The 24,791-nt window shown below is 74.0% G+C and carries 26 protein-coding genes; 19 read left to right on the top strand and 7 right to left on the bottom strand.

The annotated features are described in order from the left end of the window. The first annotated feature begins 85 nt into the window (after positions 1-85). The 11 genes from ACI79G_RS02305 to ACI79G_RS02255 all read left to right on the top strand — a co-directional run bounded on the left by ACI79G_RS02305 (position 86) and on the right by ACI79G_RS02255 (position 8,588). Positions 86-310 (top strand): hypothetical protein, encoded by a 225-nt coding sequence (locus ACI79G_RS02305; protein WP_456879323.1) that lies wholly within the window; start codon positions 86-88, stop codon positions 308-310. Continuing rightward, entirely contained in the window at positions 307-1,134 is an 828-nt protein-coding gene (gene atpB / locus ACI79G_RS02300) for a F0F1 ATP synthase subunit A (RefSeq protein WP_456879322.1), read from the top strand. Before ACI79G_RS02305 ends, atpB begins: the two co-directional genes overlap by 4 nt. Before the next feature lie 76 nt (positions 1,135-1,210). Then, positions 1,211-1,450: an ATP synthase F0 subunit C gene (gene atpE, locus ACI79G_RS02295; RefSeq protein WP_100498270.1), complete on the top strand. Its 240-nt coding sequence runs from the start codon at positions 1,211-1,213 to the stop codon at positions 1,448-1,450. A 44-nt stretch (positions 1,451-1,494) separates the two neighbouring features. Further along, entirely contained in the window at positions 1,495-2,082 is a 588-nt protein-coding gene (locus ACI79G_RS02290) for a F0F1 ATP synthase subunit B (RefSeq protein WP_456879320.1), read from the top strand. Beyond that, entirely contained in the window at positions 2,082-2,954 is an 873-nt protein-coding gene (locus ACI79G_RS02285; RefSeq protein ID WP_456879318.1) for a F0F1 ATP synthase subunit delta, read from the top strand. The genes ACI79G_RS02290 and ACI79G_RS02285 overlap by 1 nt, the downstream gene beginning before the upstream one ends. 47 nt (positions 2,955-3,001) lie before the next feature. After that, on the top strand, positions 3,002-4,639 hold the full coding sequence (atpA, locus tag ACI79G_RS02280; protein WP_456879316.1) for a F0F1 ATP synthase subunit alpha: 1,638 nt from the start codon (positions 3,002-3,004) through the stop codon (positions 4,637-4,639). Between the two features lie 2 nt (positions 4,640-4,641). Further along, entirely contained in the window at positions 4,642-5,616 is a 975-nt protein-coding gene (locus ACI79G_RS02275) for a F0F1 ATP synthase subunit gamma (RefSeq protein WP_456879314.1), read from the top strand. 78 nt (positions 5,617-5,694) lie between these two features. Further along, positions 5,695-7,131: a F0F1 ATP synthase subunit beta gene (gene atpD / locus ACI79G_RS02270; protein WP_456879312.1), complete on the top strand. Its 1,437-nt coding sequence runs from the start codon at positions 5,695-5,697 to the stop codon at positions 7,129-7,131. Positions 7,132-7,421: 290 nt separating this feature from the next. Continuing rightward, positions 7,422-7,601, top strand: a complete 180-nt coding sequence (locus tag ACI79G_RS02265; RefSeq protein ID WP_091212685.1) for a hypothetical protein — start codon at positions 7,422-7,424, stop codon at positions 7,599-7,601. A 156-nt stretch (positions 7,602-7,757) separates the two neighbouring features. Beyond that, the gene (locus ACI79G_RS02260) at positions 7,758-8,147 is read left to right on the top strand and encodes a F0F1 ATP synthase subunit epsilon (protein WP_091212683.1); all 390 of its coding nucleotides are present in this window, start codon (positions 7,758-7,760) and stop codon (positions 8,145-8,147) included. Between the two features lie 36 nt (positions 8,148-8,183). After that, positions 8,184-8,588: a DUF2550 domain-containing protein gene (locus ACI79G_RS02255; protein WP_456879310.1), complete on the top strand. Its 405-nt coding sequence runs from the start codon at positions 8,184-8,186 to the stop codon at positions 8,586-8,588. Between the two features lie 109 nt (positions 8,589-8,697). Here the strand turns inward: ACI79G_RS02255 and ACI79G_RS02250 are convergent, their stop codons facing one another. Next, a complete protein-coding gene (locus ACI79G_RS02250) occupies positions 8,698-9,327 on the bottom strand; it encodes a cob(I)yrinic acid a,c-diamide adenosyltransferase (RefSeq protein ID WP_456879309.1) in 630 nt (209 codons plus the stop codon). Between the two features lie 138 nt (positions 9,328-9,465). Here ACI79G_RS02250 and murA point away from each other — a divergent pair, with 138 nt between their 5' ends. Beyond that, on the top strand, positions 9,466-10,743 hold the full coding sequence (gene murA / locus ACI79G_RS02245) for a UDP-N-acetylglucosamine 1-carboxyvinyltransferase (RefSeq protein ID WP_456879307.1): 1,278 nt from the start codon (positions 9,466-9,468) through the stop codon (positions 10,741-10,743). 63 nt (positions 10,744-10,806) lie between these two features. On the opposite strand, the gene ACI79G_RS02240 is transcribed toward murA, so the two are convergent. Further along, positions 10,807-11,121, bottom strand: coding sequence for a hypothetical protein (locus ACI79G_RS02240; RefSeq protein WP_091212673.1), 315 nt, complete (start codon positions 11,119-11,121; stop codon positions 10,807-10,809). A 94-nt stretch (positions 11,122-11,215) separates the two neighbouring features. Here ACI79G_RS02240 and ACI79G_RS02235 point away from each other — a divergent pair, with 94 nt between their 5' ends. Then, positions 11,216-13,234: a protein meaA gene (locus ACI79G_RS02235; RefSeq protein WP_456879305.1), complete on the top strand. Its 2,019-nt coding sequence runs from the start codon at positions 11,216-11,218 to the stop codon at positions 13,232-13,234. Between the two features lie 106 nt (positions 13,235-13,340). On the opposite strand, the gene ACI79G_RS02230 is transcribed toward ACI79G_RS02235, so the two are convergent. Together ACI79G_RS02230 and ACI79G_RS02225 are read right to left on the bottom strand one after the other, a co-directional pair. Beyond that, a complete protein-coding gene (locus ACI79G_RS02230; protein WP_456879304.1) occupies positions 13,341-14,045 on the bottom strand; it encodes a YqjF family protein in 705 nt (234 codons plus the stop codon). 1 nt (position 14,046) lies between these two features. Beyond that, positions 14,047-15,078 (bottom strand): Gfo/Idh/MocA family protein, encoded by a 1,032-nt coding sequence (locus ACI79G_RS02225; RefSeq protein WP_456879303.1) that lies wholly within the window; start codon positions 15,076-15,078, stop codon positions 14,047-14,049. Positions 15,079-15,196: 118 nt separating this feature from the next. On the opposite strand from ACI79G_RS02225, the gene ACI79G_RS02220 reads away from it, so the two are divergent. The 3 genes from ACI79G_RS02220 to ACI79G_RS02210 all read left to right on the top strand — a co-directional run bounded on the left by ACI79G_RS02220 (position 15,197) and on the right by ACI79G_RS02210 (position 18,815). Next, positions 15,197-16,426: a diguanylate cyclase domain-containing protein gene (locus tag ACI79G_RS02220; protein WP_456879302.1), complete on the top strand. Its 1,230-nt coding sequence runs from the start codon at positions 15,197-15,199 to the stop codon at positions 16,424-16,426. After that, on the top strand, positions 16,423-17,196 hold the full coding sequence (locus tag ACI79G_RS02215; protein WP_456879301.1) for an enoyl-CoA hydratase-related protein: 774 nt from the start codon (positions 16,423-16,425) through the stop codon (positions 17,194-17,196). The genes ACI79G_RS02220 and ACI79G_RS02215 overlap by 4 nt, the downstream gene beginning before the upstream one ends. Before the next feature lie 284 nt (positions 17,197-17,480). Beyond that, positions 17,481-18,815, top strand: coding sequence for a dicarboxylate/amino acid:cation symporter (locus ACI79G_RS02210; protein ID WP_456879300.1), 1,335 nt, complete (start codon positions 17,481-17,483; stop codon positions 18,813-18,815). A gap of 105 nt (positions 18,816-18,920) precedes the next feature. Here the strand turns inward: ACI79G_RS02210 and ACI79G_RS02205 are convergent, their stop codons facing one another. After that, positions 18,921-19,790, bottom strand: coding sequence for a hypothetical protein (locus ACI79G_RS02205; protein ID WP_456879299.1), 870 nt, complete (start codon positions 19,788-19,790; stop codon positions 18,921-18,923). Positions 19,791-19,868: 78 nt separating this feature from the next. Here ACI79G_RS02205 and nucS point away from each other — a divergent pair, with 78 nt between their 5' ends. The 3 genes from nucS (at position 19,869) to ACI79G_RS02190 (ending at position 22,754) form a co-directional block, all read left to right on the top strand. Next, a complete protein-coding gene (gene nucS / locus ACI79G_RS02200) occupies positions 19,869-20,552 on the top strand; it encodes an endonuclease NucS (protein ID WP_456879298.1) in 684 nt (227 codons plus the stop codon). A 95-nt stretch (positions 20,553-20,647) separates the two neighbouring features. Then, positions 20,648-22,444 carry a 3-hydroxyacyl-CoA dehydrogenase family protein gene (locus ACI79G_RS02195; protein ID WP_456879296.1) on the top strand — a complete coding sequence of 599 codons (1,797 nt, stop codon included), beginning with the start codon at positions 20,648-20,650 and terminating at the stop codon, positions 22,442-22,444. Next, entirely contained in the window at positions 22,425-22,754 is a 330-nt protein-coding gene (locus tag ACI79G_RS02190; RefSeq protein WP_456879294.1) for a hypothetical protein, read from the top strand. The genes ACI79G_RS02195 and ACI79G_RS02190 overlap by 20 nt, the downstream gene beginning before the upstream one ends. Positions 22,755-22,818: 64 nt before the next feature. Here ACI79G_RS02190 and ACI79G_RS02185 read toward each other — a convergent pair whose 3' ends face one another. Both ACI79G_RS02185 and ACI79G_RS02180 read right to left on the bottom strand, forming a co-directional pair. Beyond that, positions 22,819-23,448, bottom strand: a complete 630-nt coding sequence (locus ACI79G_RS02185; RefSeq protein WP_456879292.1) for a class F sortase — start codon at positions 23,446-23,448, stop codon at positions 22,819-22,821. Positions 23,449-23,458: 10 nt separating this feature from the next. Beyond that, complete coding sequence (locus ACI79G_RS02180; RefSeq protein ID WP_456879290.1) at positions 23,459-24,298, bottom strand: DUF4397 domain-containing protein; 840 nt, start codon at positions 24,296-24,298, stop codon at positions 23,459-23,461. Positions 24,299-24,791: the final 493 nt, after the last annotated feature.

Below are 24,791 nucleotides of genomic sequence, written 5' to 3'. Positions count from 1 at the left end.
CAGCGGGGGTTCTCGACCTCGACCTGCACCGTCCGCCCAGCGTCAGCCCAGCGGGGCCGACATCGGGTGGAGCATCACCGGGACCATGCTCTCGGGGATCATCGTGTGGGGCGGGGTCGGGCTGCTGCTCGACCGCTGGTGGGGCACGCGCTTCGTCGCCCTCATCGGTGTGCTCCTCGGCCTGACGGTGGCCATCTACCTGGTGGTCGTCAAGTACGGCGCCCTGCCCCCGACCGAGGGGTCCGGGCGCACCGGCTCCACCCGGGGCGGGCGCCGCAGCCCGACCAGGACGCAGAAGGGACAACGGTGACCTCCAGCGCCCACGCGCTCGTCGACGTACTCGCCGCCGAAGGTGGCGGTGAGGGTGGCTTCCAGTCGCCGACGATCGCCGAGTTCTACCCGCCGGCCGTCGCCGAGTTCTCGGTCCTGGGCATCGACTTCGAGATCACCCGGATCACGATCATCATGTGGATCGCGACCGCGGCGATCCTCGCGCTGCTGGTGCTCGCCGCGCGCAAGGTGTCGGTGGTCCCCGGCAAGCTCCAGTACATCGGTGAGAGCGGCTACTCGCTGGTCCGCGACGGCATGGCCCGCGACGTCATCGGCCCCAAGGGCCTGCCGTTCGCGCCGTTCCTCGCGTCGCTGTTCTTCTTCATCCTCGCGAACAACTTCATGAGCATCGTCCCGTTCGCGCAGATCTCGCCGAACTCCAGGTTCGCCTTCCCGCTGGTCCTCGCGGTGATCGTGTGGGTCCTCTACAACTACATCGGCATCCGCGAGCAGGGGGCCGCGCGCTACTTCAAGGACGCCGCCGTCCCGCCCGGCGTGCCGATCGGGGCCCTCATCCTCGTCACGCCGATCGAGCTGCTGCAGGTCTTCGTGATCCGCCCGTTCACCCTGGCGGTCCGGCTCTTCGCCAACATGTTCGCCGGCCACATGCTGCTGGTCGTCTTCTCGCTCGGCGCGGTGTACCTGCTCACCGCCGGCGGGATCATGCCCCTCTTCGGCGCGGCCTCCTTCCTCATGGCGCTGGTCATGACCTTCTTCGAGTTGCTGGTCATCGTCCTGCAGGCCTACGTCTTCGTCGTCCTCACGGCGACCTACCTCAACGGCGCCGTCGAGCCCGCTCACTGACCGCACCACCCCGTACCACCCCCAGCCAGCCGCCCGGGGACCCCCCGGGCGACCGACACAGGAGGAACCACCCCGCATGGACGTCATGGCAGAGCTCGTCGGCAGCATCGGTTCGGTCGGCTACGGCCTCGCCGCCATCGGCCCGGGCATCGGCGTCGGCATCGTCTGGGCCGCCTACATCCAGGCGACCGCCCGCCAGCCCGAGTCGGCCGGCCTGACCCGGACCTACGCCTTCCTCGGCGCCGCGCTCTCCGAGGCGCTGGCGCTCATCGGCCTGGTCGTCCCCTTCATCTTCGGGCCGGGCAACGCCGGCTGACCTGAGTCCCGTCCGGACTCCTCTGACGTAGGGACGTGCAGAGCATGAGCATCCAGGCTGCGGAGTCGGCCAACCCGCTGCTCCCCCCCGTGGGGGAGATCATCATCGGGACGATCACCTTCGCGATCGCCTTCTTCGTCCTGGCCAGGTTCGTCTGGCCGCGGTTCGAGCAGGTCTTCCGGGCCCGCCGCGAGGCGATCGAGGGCGGCATCGAGCGGGCCGAGACCATGCAGGCCGAGGCCCAGGCGGCGCTGGAGCAGTACCGCGCCCAGCTGGCCGAGGCGCGCACCGAGGCCGCGCAGATCCGCGACCAGGCCCGTGCCGAGGGCCAGCAGATCCTCGAGGAGCTGCGGGCCCAGGCGCAGGAGGAGTCGGCGCGGATCATCGCCCGCGGCGAGGAGCAGCTGTCGGCCTCGCGGCAGCAGGTCGTCAACCAGCTGCGCGGCGAGATCGGCGCGCTCGCGGTCGACCTGGCCAGCCGCGTGGTCGGCGAGTCCCTCGAGGACCAGGCGCGTCGCAGCGGCACCGTCGACCGGTTCCTCGACCAGCTCGACGGCATGGCCGCCGGTGCCTCGCCGGACGGCCGGGGCGGTGCCACGGGCAGCTCCGTGTACGTGCAGGGCGACCGCTGATGGATGCCTCCAGCCGCGAGGCGCTGGCGGTCGTCCGGGACCGGCTCGGCGAGATCACCCGGCCGGCCTCCGGTCTGCTGGAGCGGGCGCGCGACCGCCTGACCGGTCAGGAGCGGGCCGCGACCCCCGAGGAGCTCGCGGCCCTGGCCGACGAGCTGTTCGCCGTCGCGCGCCTGCTCGACGGGCAGGTCGCGCTGCGCCGGGCGCTGTCGGACCCGTCGGGCAGCCCGGCGGACCGGGCCGGCGTCGCGCGGCGGCTGCTGTCCGGCCGGGTCTCCGAGGCCACGCTCGACCTGGTCGAGACCGCGGCGCGGCAGCGCTGGTCGCGGCCGCTGGACCTGGTGGAGGCGACCGAGACCCTGGCCACGGACGCCGCGCTGGACGCCGCGGACGCCCGCGGTGAGCTCGACGGCGTCGAGGACGAGCTGTTCCGCTTCGGGCGTATCGTCGCAGGGGATGCGGAACTGTCCCGGATCCTCAGCGACCGCACCGCTCCGGCCGCCGGCAAGACCGCGCTGCTGGACCGGCTGCTCGCAGGGCGGGTCAGCCCGATCTCCGCGATGCTGCTGCGCAACCACCTCACCGGGCGGGCCATCGGCAACGCCGAGAACGTCGTCGAGCGCCTCTCCGAGGCGGCCTCGACCCGTCGCGGTCAGTCGGTGGCGCACGTGACGACCGCCGTGGCGCTGACCGACGCGCAGGAGCGCCGGCTGGCCGAGCTCCTCGGCCGCCTCTACCACCGCCCGATCGGCCTCCAGGTGACCGTCGACCCGAGCGTGCTCGGGGGCCTGGTCATCCGCGTCGGTGACGAGGTCATCAACGGCAGCATCGCCCACCGTCTCGAGGCCGCCGGCCGACGGCTCGTCGGCTGACCGGCTCCCACTCAGACACCACCCAGCAGGGAAGAGGACACCACGCCATGGCCGAGCTGACGATCTCCGCTGACGAGATCCGCAGTGCCATCCAGAACTACGTCACCGAGTACTCGCCCGACGTGTCGCGGGAAGAGGTCGGGATCGTCACCGAGGCCGGCGACGGCATCGCCCGCGTCGAGGGCCTGCCCTCGGTCATGACCAACGAGCTGCTCGAGTTCGAGAGCGGCGTCCGCGGCCTGGCGCTGAACCTCGACGTCCGTGAGGTCGGCGTCGTCATCCTCGGCGACTACGCCGGCATCGAGGAGGGCCAGCAGGTCCGCCGGACCGGCGAGGTCCTCTCCGTGCCGGTCGGCGACGGCTACCTCGGCCGCGTGGTCGACCCGCTGGGCAACCCGATCGACGGCGCCGGCCCGATCGCCACCACCGGCCGCCGGGCGCTGGAGCTGCAGGCCCCGACCGTCGTCCAGCGGCAGTCGGTGCACGAGCCGATGCAGACCGGCATCAAGGCCATCGACGCCATGACGCCGATCGGCCGCGGCCAGCGCCAGCTGGTCATCGGTGACCGGCAGACCGGGAAGACCGCGATCGTCACCGATACGATCATCAACCAGAAGCAGGCCTGGGCCACCGGCGACCCGAGCCAGCAGGTCCGCTGCATCTACGTCGCCGTCGGCCAGAAGGGCTCGACGATCGCGGCCATCCGCGCCTCCCTCGAGGAGGCCGGCGCGATGGAGTACACGACCATCGTCGCGGCACCCGCCTCCGAGGCAGCGGGCTTCAAGTACATCGCCCCCTACACCGGCTCGGCCATCGGCCAGCACTGGATGTACGAGGGCAAGCACGTCCTGATCGTCTTCGACGACCTGTCCAAGCAGGCCGAGGCCTACCGCGCGGTCTCGCTGCTGCTGCGCCGTCCGCCGGGCCGTGAGGCCTACCCCGGCGACGTCTTCTACCTCCACTCCCGGCTGCTGGAGCGCTGCGCGAAGCTCTCCGACGAGCTGGGTGCCGGGTCGATGACGGGTCTGCCGCTCATCGAGACCAAGGGCAACGACGTGTCGGCCTACATCCCGACCAACGTCATCTCGATCACCGACGGGCAGATCTTCCTCGAGACGGGTCTGTTCAACTCCGGTGTCCGCCCGGCGATCAACGTCGGCATCTCGGTCTCCCGCGTGGGTGGCTCGGCGCAGATCAAGGCCATGAAGTCCGTCGCCGGCCGGCTGCGGCTGGACCTGGCCCAGTACCGCGAGCTCGAGGCCTTCGCCTCGTTCTCCTCCGACCTCGACGCCTCCAGCCGCGCGACGCTCGAGCGCGGCCAGCGCCTGGTCGAGCTGCTCAAGCAGGGCCAGTACCAGCCCTACCCGGTGGAGCGCGAGGTCGCCTCCATCTGGCTGGGCACCACCGGCAAGCTGGACAAGGTGCCGGTGCCGGAGGTGCGTCGCTTCGAGGCCGAGTTCCTCGACTACGTCGCCCGCAACCACGGCGGCGTCTTCGACGGGATCCGGCAGAGCAAGGCCCTCGGGGACGACGCCGTCCAGGGCCTGGAGCGGGCCGTCGAGGAGTTCTACGGCCAGTTCCAGACCTCCGACGGCGGCACGCTGCGCATCAACGAGGACGAGGCCGAGGCCATGGACGCGTCCGAGCGCGGCCAGGAGCGCGTCCAGGTCAAGCGGAGCGCCTGACCGTGGCCGGCAACCTCCGCGCGCTGCGGCGCCGCATCCGCTCCACGCAGTCGACGAAGAAGATCTTCTCGGCGCAGGAGCTGATCGCCGGCGCCCGCATCGTGCGCGCCCAGGCCCGGGTGGAGGCCTCCAAGCCCTACGCCCGGGAGATCACCCGGGTGCTGTCGGCCCTCGCGAGTTCGGCGTCGCTGGACCACCCGCTGCTGACCGAGCGGCAGGACGCGCGGCGGGCGGCGGTGCTGGTCATCACCTCCGACCGCGGCTTCGCCGGCTCGTACAACGTCAACGTGCTGCGCCGGACCGAGGAGCTGCTCTCGCTGCTCCGTCAGGAGGGCAAGGAGCCGGTCCTCTACGTGGTGGGCCGGAAGGGGGAGACCTACTACTCCTTCCGCAACCGCCCGGTGGCCGAGACCTTCACCGGGTTCTCGGAGCAGCCGAACTACACCGACGCGCAGCGGGTGGGGGAGGAGCTCATCGCCGCCTTCACCGCCGGTGAGGACGACGACGAGACCGGTGCCGGCGCCGACGGCGTCCTCGGCGTGGACGAGCTGCACATCGTCTACACCGAGTTCCGGTCGCTGCTCGCGCAGGTCCCGGTCGCCAAGCGGATGGCCCCGCTGGAGGTCGAGGAGGTCGAGGAGTTCGACTACGAGCGGGAGGACCGGGAGAGCGGCGTCACCACCGGCGACTCCGGCGTCCCGACGTCCTACGAGTTCGAGCCCTCGCCTGACGCCCTCCTCGACGCCCTGCTGCCGAAGTACGTGACGACGCGGATCTTCGCGGCGATGCTGGAGTCGGCGGCGTCGGAGTCGGCGTCGCGGCGACGGGCCATGAAGTCGGCCTCGGACAACGCCGAGGAACTGGCGAAGAACCTCTCGCGGCAGGCGAACCAGGCTCGCCAGGCCGAGATCACCCAGGAGATCAGCGAGATCGTCGGCGGTGCGGACGCGCTGGTGTCCGCGGGCGCCGACGACTGACCCCACCCCCGCCGCTCCCGCGGCAGGGACACCGAAGACGCGGACCAACGCAAGGCCGAGGGCAGGAGAGCAGTACAGATGACCGTCACCGAGGACCGTCCGACCACCCAGACGACCGGCCGCGTCGTCCGGGTCACCGGGCCGGTCGTCGACGTCGAGTTCCCGCGCGACGCGATGCCCGACCTGTTCAACGCCCTGCAGGTCGAGGTCACCCTCGCCGACCTGGGCAAGACGCTGACCCTCGAGGTCGCCCAGCACCTGGGTGACAACGTGGTCCGCACCATCTCCATGCAGCCCACCGACGGCCTGGTCCGGGGTGCCGAGGTGCGGGACACCGGCTCCGCGATCTCCGTGCCCGTCGGTGACGTGACCACCGGCCACGTGTGGAACGCGCTCGGCCAGTGCCTGGACACCCCTGGCTACGGCACCGACGCACCGCGCTGGGAGATCCACCGGCACGCGCCGCGGTTCGACCAGCTCGAGGGCCGCACCGAGATGCTGGAGACCGGCATCAAGGTCATCGACCTGCTGACCCCCTACGTGGCCGGCGGGAAGATCGGCCTGTTCGGTGGCGCCGGCGTGGGCAAGACGGTGCTCATCCAGGAGATGATCCGCCGCGTCGCCCAGGAGTTCGGTGGCGTGTCGGTGTTCGCCGGCGTCGGCGAGCGCACCCGCGAGGGCAACGACCTCATCACCGAGATGACCGAGTCCGGCGTCATCGAGTCCACCGCGCTGGTCTTCGGCCAGATGGACGAGCCGCCGGGCACCCGCCTGCGGGTGGCGCTCTCCGCGCTGACGATGGCGGAGTACTTCCGCGACGAGCAGAACCAGGACGTGCTGCTCTTCATCGACAACATCTTCCGGTTCACCCAGGCCGGGTCCGAGGTCTCCACGCTGCTGGGCCGCATGCCCTCCGCCGTGGGGTACCAGCCGACCCTGGCCGACGAGATGGGCGAGCTGCAGGAGCGGATCACCTCGACCCGCGGCCACTCCATCACCTCGATGCAGGCCATCTACGTGCCCGCCGACGACATCACCGACCCGGCGCCGCACACCACCTTCGCCCACCTCGACGCGACGACCGTGCTCAGCCGGCCGATCTCGGAGAAGGGCATCTACCCGGCCGTGGACCCGCTGGACTCCACCAGCCGGATCCTCGACCCGCAGTACATCGGGCAGGAGCACTACGCGATCGCCCAGAGGGTGAAGCAGGTGCTGCAGCGCTACCAGGAGCTGCAGGACATCATCGCGATCCTCGGCATCGACGAGCTCTCCGAGGAGGACAAGGTCACGGTCAACCGGGCCCGGCGCGTCGAGCGCTTCCTCTCGCAGAACATGTTCGTCGCCGAGGCCTTCACCGGTCAGCCGGGCTCGTTCGTGCCGGTGTCGGAGACGCTGCAGGCGTTCAAGGCGATCACCGACGGCGAGTACGACAACGTGCCGGAGCAGGCCTTCTTCATGTGCGGTGGCCTCGAGGACCTCGAGCGCAATGCCGACAAGCTGAAGCGCGCCTGACGGAGGACCACGCTCCCCCCACTCGTCGGAGGACCCCGTCCTCCCCACCCCTCGCACGTTCGGGGCGGGGGCCGGGACGGGGTCGGCGGGGTCTTCACCAGCACCGCCGAGAACGGCCGGGTCCCCAACGGGACCCGGCCGTTCCGTGTTTCCCGGTGGTGCGGCGGGTAGCCCCGGCGCGGCGGCCCGGACGGGTGGGTGTGGTGCGAGTCGCCTCAAGGGCTCCTCGCCCTGTGCCGATCTCGTGCGAGGACGCCTGGACCAGCTGGGCGGCGATCGGGAGAGACGACGTGGACGGCATCACCGGGACGCGGGTGGACGGCGCCGACTGGAGCTGGCCGCCGTCCGCGGCGGTGCCCTACGTCGGCGGGCGGCAGTTCCACACCGAGGACTGGGCGCCGGCCTCGACCGTGCGCCGTCCCTGGGTGCGCGTGGGCCGCTGGACCCTGCTGTACCGCCGCTGCGCCTGAGGGAGGACCCGTCCTCCGCACCGCTCGCACGAGCCTCCGGACGGGGCCTCGGCAGGGACGGCGCGGGCACGGCGGCTAGAGTGTGCCCGACCCGTCGCCGTGTCCAGCCCGGACGTGGCGACCCGTACCGCCGGCCGGTGGACCCCGAGGAGTGTCGTGGCGACCCTGCATGTCGAGTTGGTGGCCGTCGAGCGGATGATCTGGTCCGGCGAGGCCAACATGGTGGTGGCCCGCACGACCGAGGGTGAGCTCGGCGTCCTGCCCGGCCACGCGCCGCTGCTGGGCCAGCTCGCCGAGGGCGGCGTCGTCACCGTCCGCACCGTCGAGGGCGAGGACATGGTCGTCGCGGCCCACGGCGGCTTCCTGTCGGTGACCGACCGCGGTGTCTCCATCCTCGCCGAGACCGCGGAGATCTCCTCCGAGATCGACGTCGAGCGGGCCCGCGAGGCGTTGCGCCGCGCGGAGGAGGCCGGCGACGACCCCGATGCCCTCGCCGCCGCCAGGCGCGCCCAGTCGCGACTGCGCGCCGCCGGTCAGGACGCCTGAGCCTCCCGCCGCCCGCCTGACCGCCCGGCGCCCCCGATGACGACCGAACTGCTCGTCGTGGTCGTGGTGGGGGTCCTCGTCGGACTGGTCGTCGCCTTCCTGCTGCGCCGCCGCTTCCTGCTCTCCGGGCTCGGTGCCGTCACCATGTGGCTGCGGTCGGCCGGCTCACCGCGCTGGTCGGTGGGCGTGGCCTGGTACGGCGGCGACTCGCTGCTCTGGTACCGGGCGCTGTCACTGTCGGTGCGCCCGCAGCAGCGGCTGTGCCGGGCCGAGTTCCGCGTGCAGGGCCGGCGTCGTGCGGATGCCGGGGACGTCGCCCTCCCCGACGACGTCGTCGTCCTCTCCTGCGCCACCGCGGCCGGGCCCCGGGAGCTGGCCATGGACCCCTCGACCGTGACGGGCTTCCTCTCCTGGGTGGAGTCCGCGCCCCCGGTCCGCTGAGCGGCCTCCTCCAGGTCACCGCCGGCCCCGTCCCGGGTCCCAGCCCGAGCTCGCGGAGGTCGGGGAGGACGGGGTCCTCCTACGAGGAGTGGGAGGCGGGGGTCCTCCGTCAGTCGGCGGCCGGGGTCTCCGCCGCCGAGGACGCCGCGGCCCGCTGGGCGTGCGCCCCGCTGTGCGCGCCCGGCTCCCACAGCACGTCACCGCCCGGGTTGGCCACCCGCGCGAGGATGAACAGCAGGTCCGAGAGCCGGTTGAGGTAGCGCGCGGTCTCGGCGTTGGTGCGCTCGGCGTCGGCCTGCAGCAGCGCCCACACGCTGCGCTCGGCCCGCCGGGTCACGACGCGGGCCTGGTGCAGCAGCGCGGCCAGCGGCGTGCCTCCGGGGAGGATGAAGCTGGACAGCTTCGGCAGCTCGGCGTTGTACGTGTCGCAGGCCGCTTCCAGCCGCTCGGTGTAGGCGGCGGTCACCCGCAGCGGCGGGTACTGCGGGTCCGGCGTGACCGGGGTGGAGAGGTCGGCGCCGACGTCGAACAGGTCGTTCTGCACGCTGCGCAGCAGCTCGGTCAGCTCCGGGGTCGGCGACCCGAGGGCCAGCGCCACGCCGAGCACGCTGTTGGCCTCGTCGACGTCGGCATAGGCGACCAGGCGCGGGTCGGTCTTGGCCACCCGGCTCATGTCCCCGAGGTGCGTCTGGCCGGCGTCGCCGGTCTTCGTGTAGATGCGGGTCAGCCGGACGGTCATGTCTGGAGCCTAGGAGAAGGACCCCGCTGCTCCCACCGTGGGAGGACCCCGTCCTCCTCGCCCCTCGCAGGCTCGGGGTGAGCCTCGGGACGGCGCCGGCGGCGGGACCCTGCAGCGGGGCCACCGTAGGGTGAGCCGGTGGAGTGCTTCGAGGTCACCGGCGGCACGGCCCTGACCGGGCGGGTGCGGGTGACCGGCGCGAAGAACAGCGCCCTCAAGCTCATGGCCGCCGCGCTGCTGGCCGTCGGGCGGACCACCATCGACGAGGTGCCCGACATCCTCGACGTGGCGATCATGAGCGAGGTGCTGCGCCGACTCGGGTGCGACGTCACCTACGAGCGGCACGCGCACGGCGGCGGTGGCCGGCTGGTCGTCGACGTGCCCGACCGGCCCGCCACGGAGACCGACTACGACCTGGTGCGCCGGATGCGGGCCTCGATCAGCGTGCTCGGCCCGCTCGTCGCCCGCTGCGGGTCGGCCAGGGTGGCGCTGCCCGGCGGCGACGCGATCGGCTCGCGCGGGCTGGACATGCACATCTCCGGCCTCGAGCGGCTCGGCGCCACCATCGAGAGCGAACACGGCTTCCTCGTGGCCACCGCGCCGCGGCTGGAGGGCACGAGCATCTGGCTGGACTTCCCGTCGGTCGGCGCGACGGAGAACCTGGTCATGGCCGCGGTGCTCGCCGAGGGGACGACGGTCATCGACAACGCCGCCCGCGAGCCGGAGATCGTCGACCTGTGCGCGATGCTCACCGCGATGGGCGCGCAGATCGACGGCGCGGGCACCTCGACCATCACCGTCGACGGCGTGCCGGGGCTGCAGCCGGTCACCTACACGACCGTGCCCGACCGGATCGTCGCCGGCACCTGGGCCATCGGGGCGGTGATGACCCGCGGGGACGTGGTCATCGAACGGGCCGTCGCCGACCACCTCACCGTGGCGCTGGCCAAGCTCAGCGACGCCGGCGCGCAGGTCGAGCCGCTGCCCGACGGGCTGCGGGTGGCGATGGACCGCCGCCCGCGCGGCGTGGACGTCGTCACGCTGCCCTACCCCGGCTTCCCGACCGACCTCCAGCCGATGGCGGTCGCGCTGGCCGCCGTCTCCACGGGGACGGCGCTGATCACCGAGAACGTGTTCGAGGGCCGGTTCATGTTCGTCAACGAGCTGGTCCGGCTGGGCGCCTCGGTGCGCACCGACGGCCACCACGCCGTCGTCCGGGGCCGCGAGCGGCTCTCCAGCGCGCCGGTGCTGGCCACCGACATCCGGGCCGGCGCCGGGCTGGTGCTGGCCGGGCTGGTGTCCGACGGCGTCACCGAGGTGCAGGACGTGCACCACGTCGACCGCGGCTACCCCGACTTCGTCGAGCAGCTGCGCGGCCTGGGCGCCCGGATCGAGCGGGTCGAGCGGCCCGGTTGACGGCCCTCGTGCAGGGGCCCGAGCCGAGCGGAGCGAGGTTCGGGGGGCACGAGGGGTCTCCCGCTAACCGGGTCGGAACGACGCGGCCAGCGCGCGGGCGCGGTCGGCGTCCTCGGGGAAGACCAGCACCTCCGCCCGGTGCGGGCCGGGGACGCGCACGGTCGAGCGGATCCCGGCGTCGGAGAGCACCGCGCGCAGCGCCAGTGCCGATTCGCGCCGGGAGAGCGTGGCGACGCGGGTGAGCAGCCCGTCGTCCGCCGGGGGACGACGGCGCGGGTCGCTGCGGAAGGCCCACCGCAGGAACAGCGCGAGCCCGGCGACCACGGCGAACGCGATCACCGGTCCCGCCAGGTAGTGCGTGCCGGCCACCGGTGCCATCGCAGTCCTCCCCTCGGCGCCTGCGAGTGTGCCACCGGGGGACACCCCGAGGGGTCGTTTCTACTGGCGGGTAACGCCCCTACACTCCGCTGGCATGCCGTTCCCGCACAGGCCGGAGGAGCGCGACCGCCCCTGGGTCATGCGCACCTACGCCGGTCACTCGTCGCCGGCCGAGTCCAACGCGCTGTACCGGCGCAACCTCGCCAAGGGGCAGACCGGCCTGTCGGTCGCCTTCGACCTGCCGACGCAGACCGGCTACGACCCCGACGACGAGCTCTCCGTCGGTGAGGTCGGCAAGGTCGGCGTGCCGATCACGCACATCGGCGACATGCGCGCGCTCTTCGACGGCATCCCGCTCGACGAGATGAACACGTCGATGACGATCAACGCGACGGCGATGTGGCTGCTGGCGCTCTACCAGGCGGTCGCGGAGGAGCACGGTCACGACGTCAGCAAGCTCGCGGGGACGACGCAGAACGACATCATCAAGGAGTACCTGTCGCGGGGGACCCACGTCTTCCCGCCCGGGCCCTCGATGCGGCTGATCACCGACATGGTCGCCTACACGGTGTCGGCGATGCCGAAGTGGAACCCGACCAACATCTGCAGCTACCACCTGCAGGAGGCCGGGGCGACGCCGGTGCAGGAGATCGCCTACGCGATGAGCACCGCGATCGCCGTCCTGGACTCGGTGCGCGACTCCGGCCAGGTGCCGCCGGAGCGCTTCGGCGAGGTCGTCGCGCGCATCTCCTTCTTCGTCAACGCGGGCGTCCGCTTCGTCGAGGAGATGTGCAAGATGCGCGCCTTCACCCGGCTCTGGGACGAGCTGACCGAGGAGCGCTACGGCGTGCAGGACCCGAAGCACCGGCGGTTCCGCTACGGGGTGCAGGTCAACTCCCTGGGCCTCACCGAGGCCCAGCCGGAGAACAACGTCCAGCGGATCGTGCTGGAGATGCTCGCGGTCACCCTGTCCAGGGACGCCCGCGCCCGCGCCGTCCAGCTGCCGGCCTGGAACGAGGCGCTCGGCCTGCCCCGGCCCTGGGACCAGCAGTGGTCGCTGCGGCTGCAGCAGGTGCTCGCCTACGAGACCGACCTGCTCGAGTACGACGACCTGTTCACCGGCTCGGTCGTGGTGGAGCGCAAGGTGGCCGAGCTGGTCGAGGGCGCCCGCGCGGAGATCGCCCGCGTGCAGGAGATGGGTGGCGCGGTGGCCGCGGTCGAGTCCGGCTACATGAAGGGCCAGCTGGTCACCTCGCTCGCCGAGCGCCGCCGCCGGATGGAGAGCGGGGACGACGTCGTCGTCGGCGTCAACCGGTTCGAGGCCACGGAGCCCAACCCGCTGCTGGCCGACCTCGACACCGCCATCCAGGTGGTCCACCCCGCGGTGGAGACCGCCGCCTGCGAGTCGGTGCAGAAGTGGCGCGCCGAGCGCGACCCGGAGCCGGTCGAGCGGGCGCTCGCGCGGCTGCGCGCGGTCGCCGGGACCGACGAGAACCTCATGGCGGCCACCCTGGAGTGCGCCCGCGCCGGCGTGACGACGGGGGAGTGGGCCGGCGTGCTGCGCGAGGTGTTCGGCGAGTACCGGGCACCCACCGGCGTCGCCGCGGCCGCCGGGGGTGGCGAGGCCGACGCGTCGTTGGCCGACGTCCGGGAGCGGGTGCGCACCACCGGTGAGGAGCTCGGCGGGCGACTGCGGTTCCTGGTCGGCAAGCCGGGCCTGGACGGGCACAGCAACGGCGCCGAGCAGATCGCCGTCCGCGCCCGGGACGCCGGCTTCGAGGTCGTCTACCAGGGCATCCGGCTCACCCCGGCGCAGATCGTGAGCGCCGCGGTCGAGGAGGACGTGCACGTCGTCGGCCTGTCGGTGCTCTCCGGCTCCCACCTGCAGGTGGTGCCGGCGGTGCTGCGGGGGCTGCGGGACGCCGGCCTCGACGACGTCCCCGTGGTCGTCGGCGGGATCGTCCCTGACAGCGACGCCCGCCGGCTGCGGGAGCAGGGCGTGGCCCGCGTCTTCACGCCCAAGGACTTCGGACTGACCGACATCATGGGTCAGATCGTCGACGTCGTCCGCGAGGCCAACGGCCTCGACGACCTGGTCCTGCCCCCGGCCTGAGTCCCTGCCCCCGGCCTGAGTCCCTGCCCCGGCCTGAGTCCCTGCCCCCGGCCTGAGTCCCTGCCCCCGGCCTGAGTCGTGGCGTGGGCGGAGCGCTGCTGCGCGCTCACACCCGGCTCGGGGGCCCGAGGCGGACCTCGTCCAGCCCCGGCGAGAACAGCACGCCGACCGGGGGGCCGGCCGCTGCGGGCAGCCCCGCTGCCTGCAGCGGATCACCGGCGAGATCGATGAGTTCGGCGCTCCGCAGGGGCCACGGCTCGTGCGCCACCGGCAGGTGCACGGTGTAGCCGGCGACGCGGGTGTGCAGGCCCCAGCGGGCGGTCACGAACGCATCGAGGGGACCGGGCTCCACAGGCGCGCCGATGCGCAGGACGATCCGCAGGCGTCGGCCGACGAACACCACGTACGGCTCGTCGTCCCGCTGCACGCGGGTGCGCGACCACACGTACGGCAGGCGGGGGAGCGCCCGCGCCGCCAGCACGGGCAGCAGCCGGCCGGCGTCCATGCGCAGGAAGACGACGCCGCGGCGACCCCTCTCGTCCACGGAGTAGAGCCGTACGTTCACCTCGTCGAAGGCGCCGGCCCACGGGAGCGCGGGACCGACGCCGGGAGCCGTCCGCGCGATGCGCAGCGACACCACGCCGACGTAGGTGACCCCGGCCAGCACGTCGGGCCGGGTGCCGGGCGGCAGCAGCGGCGCCGCGACGGCCGGGTCCAGCGGCCAGTGCAGGAACGCCACATCCCGCCAGACCTGGCGCAGCAGGACCGGCCGGACGTCGTCCGGCGGGGACGGCGGCACCCGAGGGGCCACGTCAGCCTCGCAGCTCCACCACGGTGCCCTCGGTGGCGCTGCGGCGGGCCGCGTCGAGCACCCGGGCGGTGGCGACGGCGTCCCGCGGGTCGACCGGCACCGGCCCCTGCCCGCGGACGGCGGCGGCGAAGGCCGGGTAGAAGGTGTCCCAGCGGCCGCGCTCGGTGGGCACCACCACGCCCTCGTCGCCACGGCGCAGCCGGCCCCAGCGCTCCTGCGGCTCGGCACCCCAGTGCTCGTCGAGCGTCGCCGGCGTGTGCCCGGCCAGCAGCGCGGCCTCCTGCCCGTCCATCGGGCCGCCGACGACGTAGGCGCCCTCGGTGCCGCTGACCCGGAAGCGGTCGCCGGGCGCGCCCTGGCTCCAGCTGCCCCACAGGTGCGAGCGGGCGCCCTCGGCGTGGGTGAGCGCGACGAAGACGTCGTCGTCCAGGCCCGACTCCCGCACCCGCCACTCGGCGTAGACGCTCGTCACCGGGCCGAGCAGCAGCAGTGCCTGGTCGACCAGGTGGCTGCCGAAGTCCAGCAGCGTGCCGCCGCCCGCGGCCGGCGGGCCCGGTTCGGGCTCGAACCGCTCGAAGCGCGACTCGAGACGGGTCACCGTGCCGAGCCGGCCGGCGTCCGCCAGTGCCCGGACGGTGCGGAAGTCGGAGTCCCAGCGGCGGTTCTGGTACGGCGCCAGCGCCAGCCGGCGGGCTGCGGCCAGCTGCACCGTCCCCTCCGCCGCCGGGGCGTCCAGCGCGAAGGGCTTGTCGCAGACCACGGCGAGGTCCAGACCCAGTGCCTGCTCGCTCAGCGGGGTGTGCGTGTCCGCCGGGGTGGAGATCGCCACCGCCTCGGCGCCGGCGTCGGCCAGCTCCTCGAGCGAGCCGAAGGTGCGCAGGCCGGGGTGCTCCGCGGCGACCTGCGCCCGCCGTTCGGCCGACGTCGTCACCACGCCGAGCAGGTCGACCTCCGGGGCGGCCGCCAGCAGGGGTGCGTGGAAGTACCGGCCGCCGAAGCCGTAGCCCACCAGTCCGAAGCGCACGGGGTCCATGCCGCGATCCTGCCCTGTCCTCGTTCCCGCTCGGAGGGCCGGAGCGGTCCCGCGACACGGGCAACCCGGGGTGTCACCTCGTGTGTCGATCGTCACCTCAGCCGCTACGGTCCGGCCCGTGCAGAGCCCCCGTCCCGCCGTGGCCGACCCCGGCCGCCTCGCCGCGATCGCCAGCTACCGGCTCGGCGGCCACGCCGGCGACGCCGACCTCGATGCCGTGGTGGCCCACATGGCCCGCGCTCTGCACGCGCCCATCGCGGTGATCGACCTCGTCGGCCCGGACCTGCAGTGCTTCCCCGCCGAGATCGGCGTCGGGGTGCCGTCCTCGAACGTCCCCGACGAGCTGTCGTTCTGCGCCCACGTGGTGGCGACGCGGAAGCCGCTGGAGGTGACCGACGCGCTGGCGCACCCGGTGTTCGCCGGGAACCCGGCGGTGGCGGCCGGCGCGATCCGCTCCTACCTCGGCGTCCCCCTGATCGACGAGGACGGCTTCGTCCTCGGCTCGCTGGGGGTCTCCGACGACGACGTCCGCTCCTTCTCCGAGGACGACCTCGACGTCCTGCAGATCCAGGTCCACCTCGTGCGCAGCGTGCTCTCCCTGCGGCGCCAGGTCGCGGCACACCGGTGGGACGCCCGCCTGCTGGTGTCCCAGGGGCGGGTGCTCGAGGCCGTCGCCACCGGCGCGCCGCTGGACGAGGTCCTCGACCTGCTCTCCACCGCGGTGGGCGACCTGGCGCCGGACGCCGACGCCGAGCAGGAGAGGGTCCTGGCCGAGACCGTCGACCGGCTGACCACCGTGGCCGCCGACGCCGACGGGTGGCGCCGGGCCCTCACCCGGGTGGCCCGGCAGGACCCGCTGACCGGCCTGGCCAACCGTGCCCACCTCCTCGACGCGGGCCGGGCCGCGCTCACCGGCGGCGGTGCGGTCCTGTTCATCGACGTCGACCACTTCAAGGAGGTCAACGACCGCGGTGGGCACGCCGTGGGGGACCAGGTGCTCGTCCGCCTCGCCGAGCGCCTCCGCACGCACCTGGAGGAGGTGCCCGGCGCGGTCGTCGGGCGGCTCGGCGGCGACGAGTTCGCCGCCGTCCTGCCCGGCGTGGACCAGGGGACGGCGACGACGTTCGGGCAGCGCCTCGTCCTCGCGCTGGTGGACCGGGTCGCGGTCGGACGCCGCCACGTGCGGGTCTCGGCGAGCATCGGGCTCGCCATGGCCGAGCCCGGCACACCCTTCGAGGAGGCCCTGCAGGAGGCCGACCAGGCCATGTACGGCGCCAAGGCGGGCGGCCGTGGGCGGTTGCACGGCGCGCCCCTGCCCGTGCAGCGGTCGGCTAGCGTCGGCCCATGACTGCAGAGGGCGAACCCCGGGTCGAGCGGGACGGCGACGTCGTCACCCTCACGATGTGCCGGCCGGCCAAGCGCAACGCGCTCTCCCGGGACCACCTGACCCAGCTGCTGGGCGCCGTGACGGCGGTGGGGGAGAGCGACGCGGCCGGGCTGGTGATCGCCGCGGAGGGGCCCGTGTTCAGCGCCGGGCACGACTTCGCCGACGTCGCCGGCCGGCCGGTTCCCGAGGTGCGCAGCCTGCTGCAGCTGTGCACCGAGCTCATGCAGACGCTGCACGACGTCCCGCAGGTGGTGCTGGCCCGGGTGCACGCCCTGGCCACCGCGGCCGGGTGCCAGCTGGTGGCCTCGTGCGACCTGGCCGTCGCCGCCGAGTCGGCCGGCTTCGCCGCGCCCGGTGGCAAGGGCGGCTGGTTCTGCCACACGCCGATGGTGGCCATCGCCCGCGACGTCGGCCGCAAGCGGGCCATGGAGCTGGCGCTCACCGGCGACGTCATCGACGCGGCCACCGCGCTGGACTGGGGGCTGGTCAACCGGGTGGTGCCCGACGCCGAGCTCGACGCCGCCGTCGCCGACCTCATGGCCCGGGCCACCCGCGGGTCGCGGGCGAGCAAGGCGTGGGGCAAGCAGACGATGCACGCCCAGCTCGGACGGCCCGAGCGGGACGCCTACACCACGGCGGTCGAGGTGATGGCCGCCGCCAGCCAGCTGCCCGGTGCGGTCGAGGGCATGTCGGCGTTCCTGGAGAAGCGACGCCCGGTCTGGCCCGACTGAAAGAGGGCCCCCGCAGGCCCCGCCGCTCGTAGGAGGACCCCGTCCTCCCCACCCTTCGCAGGCTCAGGGCGGGTCCCGGGACGGGGCCTTCGGGCCAACGGGCCGCACGGTGAGACTGCGCACAGGAGGGATGGGCGGACGGCGGGGGCGCCTTGTGCTCTGACGTGCGCGACAGGTGGGACCTCACCCGGCGGCGTGCGCTCGACTTCGGACGGATGACGGCCGACTCCTGAGTGCCCGCGCGCTCCGTCGTCCCCTCCGCACCGTCCCTGGAAGGCACTCCCGTGCTCGCTCGTCTCCGCCGCGTCCCGTTCGCGGCGCAGGTCCTCCTCGCCCTCGTGCTGGGCGTCGCCCTCGGGCTCGTCGCCCGGGACATGGGTCCCGTCGCCGACGGGACGCCGAACTGGCTGACCAGCACCCTGCAGACCGTCGGCAGCACCTTCGTCACGCTGCTCAAGGTCCTCGTCCCGCCGCTGATCGTCACCGCGGTGATCGTCAGCATCGCCAACCTCCGGCAGGTCTCCAACGCCGCCCGCCTGGCCGGGCAGACGCTGCTGTGGTTCGCGATCACCGCCCTCATCGCGGTGTCCCTCGGCATCGGCCTGGGCCTGCTCACCCAGCCGGGCCGCAACAGCTCCGTCGACGCCGCCGCCCAGGCCGCGCCCGAGACCACCGGTTCCTGGTGGGACTTCCTCACCGGGCTGGTGCCCGCGAACGTCCTCGGCCTGCAGTCCTCGGCGGACGGCGGCCTGTCCTTCAACGTGCTCCAGCTGATCGTGCTGGCCGTGGCGATCGGCGTCGCCGCGCTCAAGGTCGGCGAGCCGGCCGAGCCGTTCCTGGCGCTGACCCGCTCGGCGCTGTCGATCGTGCAGAAGCTGCTGTGGTGGGTCATCCTGCTGGCCCCGGTCGGCACCGTCGGGCTCATCGGCAACGCCGTGGCCAGCTACGGCTGGGGGTCCCTGGGCTCGCTCGGCGTCTTCGCCGGGTCGGTCTACGTCGGCCTCGCGCTCGTGCTCTTCGTCGTCTACCCGGTGCTGCTGCGGCTGCACGGCCTCTCGCCGCTGCGGTACTTCGCCGGTGCCTGGCCGGCGATCCAGCTGGCGTTCGTGTCCCGTTCCTCGATCGGCACCCTGCCGGTGACCGAGCGGGTGACCGAGCAGAACCTCGGGGTCCCGCGGTCCTACGCGTCCTTCGCCGTCCCGCTGGGCGCGACCACGAAGATGGACGGCTGCGCGGCGATCTACCCGGCGCTGGCCGCGATCTTCGTGGCGCAGTTCTTCGGCGTGGACCTCGGCCTCACCGACTACCTGCTGATCGCGCTGGTCTCGGTCGTCGGCTCGGCGGCCACGGCCGGGGTGACCGGCGCGGTCGTCATGCTGACGCTGACCCTCTCCACGCTCGGCCTGCCGCTGGCCGGCGTCGGCCTGCTGCTGGCGATCGACCCGATCCTGGACATGGGCCGGACCGCGGTGAACGTCGCCGGTCAGGCGCTGGTCCCGACGATCGTCGCCAAGCGCGAGGGCATCCTCGACGTGGACCGGTACCGGTCGACCTCCACGGCCGACCCGGTGGCCCGGGTCGAGGTGGACGACGACCTGCGCCAGCCCGTGACCGCCTGAGAAGGACCCCGTCCTCCCCACCGCGCGCAGGCTCACGGCGGTGCCCTGGACGGGGCCGCCCGCGGGCCCGGCCCTCCCGTCCGGAGGAGCCGGGCCCGCGTCGTCTCAGCCGGCGAGGTCGGCGCAGCCGGTCTCGTGCGGCAGCAGCGGGCGCAGGGTGAGCGTCCACCGGCTGCCGTCGCCGGCGACCCACGGCGTGAGCGTGGTCGCCGACGCGGCCGCGGCCAGGACGGCCTCCGCCTCGGCTCCCCGCGCAACGACGCAGGACAGGCCCGCCCGGCCGGTCAGCGGCCCGCCGGGGAGGGGCTCGCCGGGCAGTGCGGGGCCGAGCCAGGCGGCCTCCGGTTGCAGCAGCGCGGGGTCGGTGGGCGGCGTCCACGGCCCGGCGACGGCCGCCACCGCCGTGGCCGCGTAGGGCTCCGGGCCGGTGGCGCCGAGCGGCTCGGGCGAGGTGAGCACCTCGAGCAGGCCGCGCAGCTCGCCGCGTGCCGCCTGCTGCTCCGGGGTGAGCCCGCTGTCGTCGGGCAGCTCGAACAGCGCCGGGACCTCGCGCACCGACGTCCCCGCGTCGGTGACGAGGGTGAAGCGGGTCGCCGGGGCGTCGGCGACCGGGGGCGAGCCCAGGTCGGCGGTGTCCGTCACGCCGGCCGTGACGGCGCGGTCGACGACGGTCTGGACCCCCTCGGCGTCGAGCTGCCACACCTGCAGGGAGGGCAGCGCGGGCGGCGGGTGGACCTCGATCTGCGCCCCCGGCGCCACGACCCGGCCGTCGCCGTAGACGGCGACGAGCGGCACCCGGGCGGCCAGCGCGTCGGGGGTGGTGAAGCCGCCGACGTGCTCCACCTCGAGGACCAGCCGACCCGGCCCGTCGGGGACGGGCGTCGGCGGGGGAGCCGCGTCGCGGCCGCTGTCGCCGGCGCACCCGGCCACCAGCACGAGCGCGGCCAGGACGGCGGTCAGCGGAGCAGGTCTCACCTGGTCAGGATGCCGTGCCACCGCGGGGACCCCCGGCGTCCCGGGCCCGTCGTTGCCGGTTCGGTACCGTCGGTCCCCGTGCGCCTGGTCATCGCCCGCTGCTCGGTCGACTACGTGGGGCGGCTGACCGCCCACCTGCCCATGGCGCCGCGGCTGCTGCTGGTCAAGGCCGACGGCTCGGTCTCCGTGCACGCCGACGACCGCGCCTACAAGCCGCTGAACTGGATGACCCCGCCGTGCTCGTTCAAGGACGAGCTGGTCAGCGGTCCTGACGGGGCCTCCGGCACCTGGACGGTCACCAACAAGGCCGGCGAGCAGCTGATCATCACCATCGAGTCGGTCGAGCACGACAGCTCCCACGAGCTCGGCGTCGACCCGGGCCTGCAGAAGGACGGCGTCGAGGCCGAGCTGCAGCGGCTGCTCGCGCTGCACGTGGAGACCTTCGGGCAGGGCTGGTCGCTGGTGCGCCGTGAGTACCCGACCGCCATCGGTCCGGTGGACCTGCTCTGCCGGGACGCCGACGGCGCCACCGTGGCCGTCGAGGTCAAGCGCCGCGGCGAGATCGACGGCGTGGAGCAGCTGACCCGCTACCTCGAGCTGCTCAACCGCGACCCGCTGCTCGCGCCGGTGCGCGGGGTGTTCGCCGCGCAGGAGATCAGGCCGCAGGCGCGGGTGCTCGCCGGCGACCGCGGCATCGAGTGCCTGACCGTCGACTACGCCGTCCTCAAGGGCACCGACGACCCCACGCAGCGGCTCTTCTGAGAGAGGACCCCCTGCCCCCACCGCTCGCGGCGGGGGCGGCGGGGCGCGGATGAGAGACTGCCCCGGATCATCCGCGGCGCAGAGGAGATGGCAGCGTGGCCAGAGAACTGACCGAGGTCGGCGTGGTGGGGCTGGGCACGATGGGCGCCGGCATCGCCGAGGTCCTCGCCCGGGCGGGCCTGTCGGTGACCGCCGTGGACGTCGACGAGGCGGCCGTGGCCCGCGGGCGGGAGCACCTGGAGCACTCCACCGGGCGGGCGGTGGAGCGCGGCAAGCTCGACCCCGCCGACCGCGACGCCATCCTCGGCCGGATCCGGTTCGCCACGTCGCTGGAGGACCTCGCGCAGGCCGAGCTGGTGGTCGAGGCCGTGCCCGAGCGGCTGGAGCTCAAGCGCGACATCTTCGCCGCGCTGGACAAGATCTGCCCGCCGGACACCATCCTGGCCACCAACACCTCGAGCCTGTCGGTCACCGAGATCTCGGTGGCCACCGGGCGGCCGGGCAAGGTCATCGGGATGCACTTCTTCAACCCGGCACCGGTCATGAAACTGGTCGAGGTCGTGCGCACCGTCGTCACCGAGCCGTCGGTGATCGAGGACGTGGAGGCGCTGGCCGCGCGGCTGGGCAAGGTCGACGTCACCATCGGCGACAAGGCCGGCTTCATCGCCAACGCGCTGCTGTTCGGCTACCTCAACCACGCGGTCGCCATGTACGAGAACCGCTACGCCAGCCGTGAGGACATCGACGCGGCCATGCGGCTGGGCTGCGGCCTGCCGATGGGCCCGCTGGCGCTCATGGACCTCATCGGCATCGACACCGCCTACGAGATCCTCGAGACGATGTACCGGCAGTCCCGCGACCGGTTGCACGCGCCCAGCCCGATCATCAAGCAGATGATGACCGCGGGCCTGCTGGGCCGGAAGTCCGGCCGCGGCTTCTACACCTACGCCGGCCGGGACTCGGCCGAGGTCGTGCCCGATGCGCACACCCCGGTCGAGGGCGGGGCCGCCGAGGGCGCCCGCGAGGTCTCCACGGTGGGCGTCGTCGGCTCCGGGACGATGGCCACCGGCATCATCGAGGTCGTCGCCAAGGGCGGCTACGACGTCCGCTTCGTCGCCCGCTCGCCGGAGAAGGTCGAGGCGGTGCACCGGGAGCTGGCGAAGTCGCTGGAGAAGCAGGTGCAGCGCGGCCGGCTCGACGAGGCCACGCGGGACGAGGTGCTGGCCCGGGTCAGCGGGACGACGGTCCTCGACGAGCTCGCCGACCGCGACCTGGTCATCGAGGCCGTCGTCGAGTCGCTGCCGGTCAAGGAGGCGCTGTTCGCCAACCTCGGCGAGATCGCCAAGCCCGGCGCGGTGCTGGCCACCACGACCTCCAGCCTGCCGGTCATCGAGTGCGCCAAGGCCAGCGGTCGGCCGGAGGACGTCGTCGGCATGCACTTCTTCAACCCGGCCACGGTGATGAAGCTGGTGGAGGTCGTCTCCACGATCTCGACCGCCCCCGACGTGGCGGCCACGGCGCACGCGGTGTGCCAGCGGCTGGGCAAGCACGCCGTCTCCTGCTCCGACCGGGCCGGTTTCATCGTCAACGCACTGCTGTTCCCCTACCTCAACGACGCGGTGAAGATGCTCGAGGCGCACTACGCGACGGCCGACGACATCGACGCCGCCATGAAGGTCGGCTGCGGCTACCCGATGGGCCCCTTCGAGCTGCTGGACGTCGTCGGCCTCGACGTGTCCCTGGCCATCGAGCGGGAGCTGTACACCGAGTTCCGCGAGCCGGGCTTCGCGCCCGCCCCGCTGCTCGAGCACCTGGTCACCGCCGGGTACCTGGGCCGCAAGACCGGCCGCGGGTTCCGGGACCATGCCGCCCGTGACGTGGCGCGCCGCTGACCCGGTGCCCCGGCGCAGCGGTCGGAGGGGGGCGCGGCCTGCGGGCCGCGACCCCCTGCGCCGTCCCGAGACGGTGGAGGAGGCGGCGGACGGCGACTGGGTGGTGCGCCGGCTCACCGGGGCCGCGAGCGGCAAGTCCTACCGCTGCCCCGGCTGCGACCAGGAGATCCGCCCGGGGACGCCGCACCTGGTGACCTGGCCGGCCTATCCGCGCGACTCCGACCTCGATCCCTGGGACACCGACTCCGCCGCCGACCTGCGCCGGCACTGGCACGCGACCTGCTGGGCCGCGCGGGGCCACCGCCGCTGAAAGAGGACCCCGCCCTCCTCACCCTTCGCGAGCTCAGGGCGGGACCCGGGACGGGGCCGCGGCATCAGGTCAGCCGGGCGAAGGCCACCACGTTGTCCTCGTAGCTGCGCCGCGAGCGGTCGAAGTCGCCGCCGCAGGTGACCAGCCGCAGTTCCGCCCGCGGCGTCGGTCCGTAGACCGCCCCGGTCGGGAAGTCGTCCTTCGGGTACCGGCCGACCCCGGTCACCGTGAAGCGGGCCGTCGTCCCGTCCGCGCGGTCGACGAGCACCTCGTCGCCGGGCACGAGGTCGCGCAGGCGGGAGAAGACCGCCGGCCCGTCGACCGAGTCGACGTGCCCGGCGACCACCGCGGGGCCGACGTCGCCCGGGACGGCGCCGCCGGCGAACCACCCGGCCCGGGAGAAGTCGTCCGGGGGCACCAGGACCCCGGAGGCGTCGGTGCCCAGCCGCAGCAGCTCGCTGTCCACCGCGATCGCCGGCACGCGCACGCGCACGGGCGCCGCCGACGTCCCGTCCGTGCCGGCCTCGGCGACCACCGGGGCGGGGACGGTCGCGGCGGGCGGCGCCCCCGCTGCTGCCGGGGCGGGCACGCCGGGGGAGAACAGCGCCACCGCACCGGCGAGGACCGCGGTGCCGGCGAGCAGCCCCCGAGCCAGGGGCAGCACCGGCCGCCGCGGCTCCCGGTGGCGGCTCACCGGCCGGGCCTCAGCGCCGCGCGGCACGACGCCGCGACCGCCGGGCCAGCAGCAGGCCGGTCAGGACGGTGAGGCCGACGGCGCCGACCACGACCCCCGGCGCCGGCTCCGCGGACGCGGTGCCCCCGGCGCCGGTCTCCACGCCGCCGGTCGGGACGACGCCGGAGCCCGCGGCGTCCAGGACCGTGCGCACGGTCAGCCCGCCCTCGGGCCGGTCCAGGACGAACAGGCTGTACACCGAGCCCGGGTCCAGCTCCAGCGGCAGCTCGGTCTGCCCGCCGTCCACGGTCACCTGCAGCCGGTCGGCGTCGCCGGGCACGCTCACGTGGTCGCCGGCCTCGGCGAAGGCCAGGCCGGTGGCGAGGGCGGTGCCGCCCGCGGAGGCGTCGAGGGTCGGCGCGTCGGCCGCGGCGGAGACGACCCGAACCCGTGCCCGGCCCGACGGCGGGAGGGTGAGGTCGTCCTCGAGCACCTCCAGGCCCAGGTCGGCGAAGCGGCCCACGCCGGCGACGGTGCGGGCGCTGCCGGGGCCGACCTGCACGGTGGTGGAGAGCACCGGCGGGGTGGCCGGGTCGGCGCCGGCCTGGCGCATGCTGACGGTGTAGACGCCCTCGGGCACGTCCTGGTAGCCGGAGATCGTCCCGTAGCCGACCCCGGGCACGGTCAGCAGCGCCGTCCCGTCGCCGGGGTCGGGGACCGAGTCGACGTAGACGTCGACGGCCGGGGTGTCGGGGGACAGGTGGGCCAGACGCAGCAGGCCGGTCTCGGCGGCACCGGCCCCGGGCGGGGCGACGAGCACCGTCCCGGCGGTCACGGCGGCGACGGCCAGCACGCGGGTCCAGCGGTCCACGGTTCCCTCCAGCGGGTGCGCGAGCGGGCCGGGTGCCGGTCCGGCGTCCATTCGTCCACCCATCGCGACTCCTGTCCAACCGAGAGTCACGGGGAGACCTCGGTCACCAGCCCGTCGGGGTCGGAGGCGTAACGGTGGGACAGCAGGACGCCGTCCCCGGTGACCCCGACGGTGTCGGGGGCGAACGGCGGCCGCTGCGCGTCCCGCCAGGTCGTCAGCGCCGCCGTGGCCGGTTCCCCGGACCCGACGGGGCGCCACCGACGGCCGGAGCAGCGCGCTGCGGGCCGGACCCTCGGCGCCGCCGTCCCGCGGGAGGGCGGCCACGTCGACGCCCTCCCGGGCGGTCGGCACGGCCAGCAGCGACAGCAGGCGCGCGTCGACGCCCGCCCGGTCCAGGAGCTCCCCGGCGGGCCCGTCCGGCATCGGGACGCCGAGGGGGTGGTGGTCGTCCCGGGAGTGGGACCGGCGTCCGTGGACGGGGCCGCCCGCGGGA

The organism is Geodermatophilus sp. SYSU D00779 (assembly GCF_054050595.1).
Note: the sequence above shows the minus strand (reverse complement) of the source record. Positions and strands in the feature narration are given on the sequence as shown.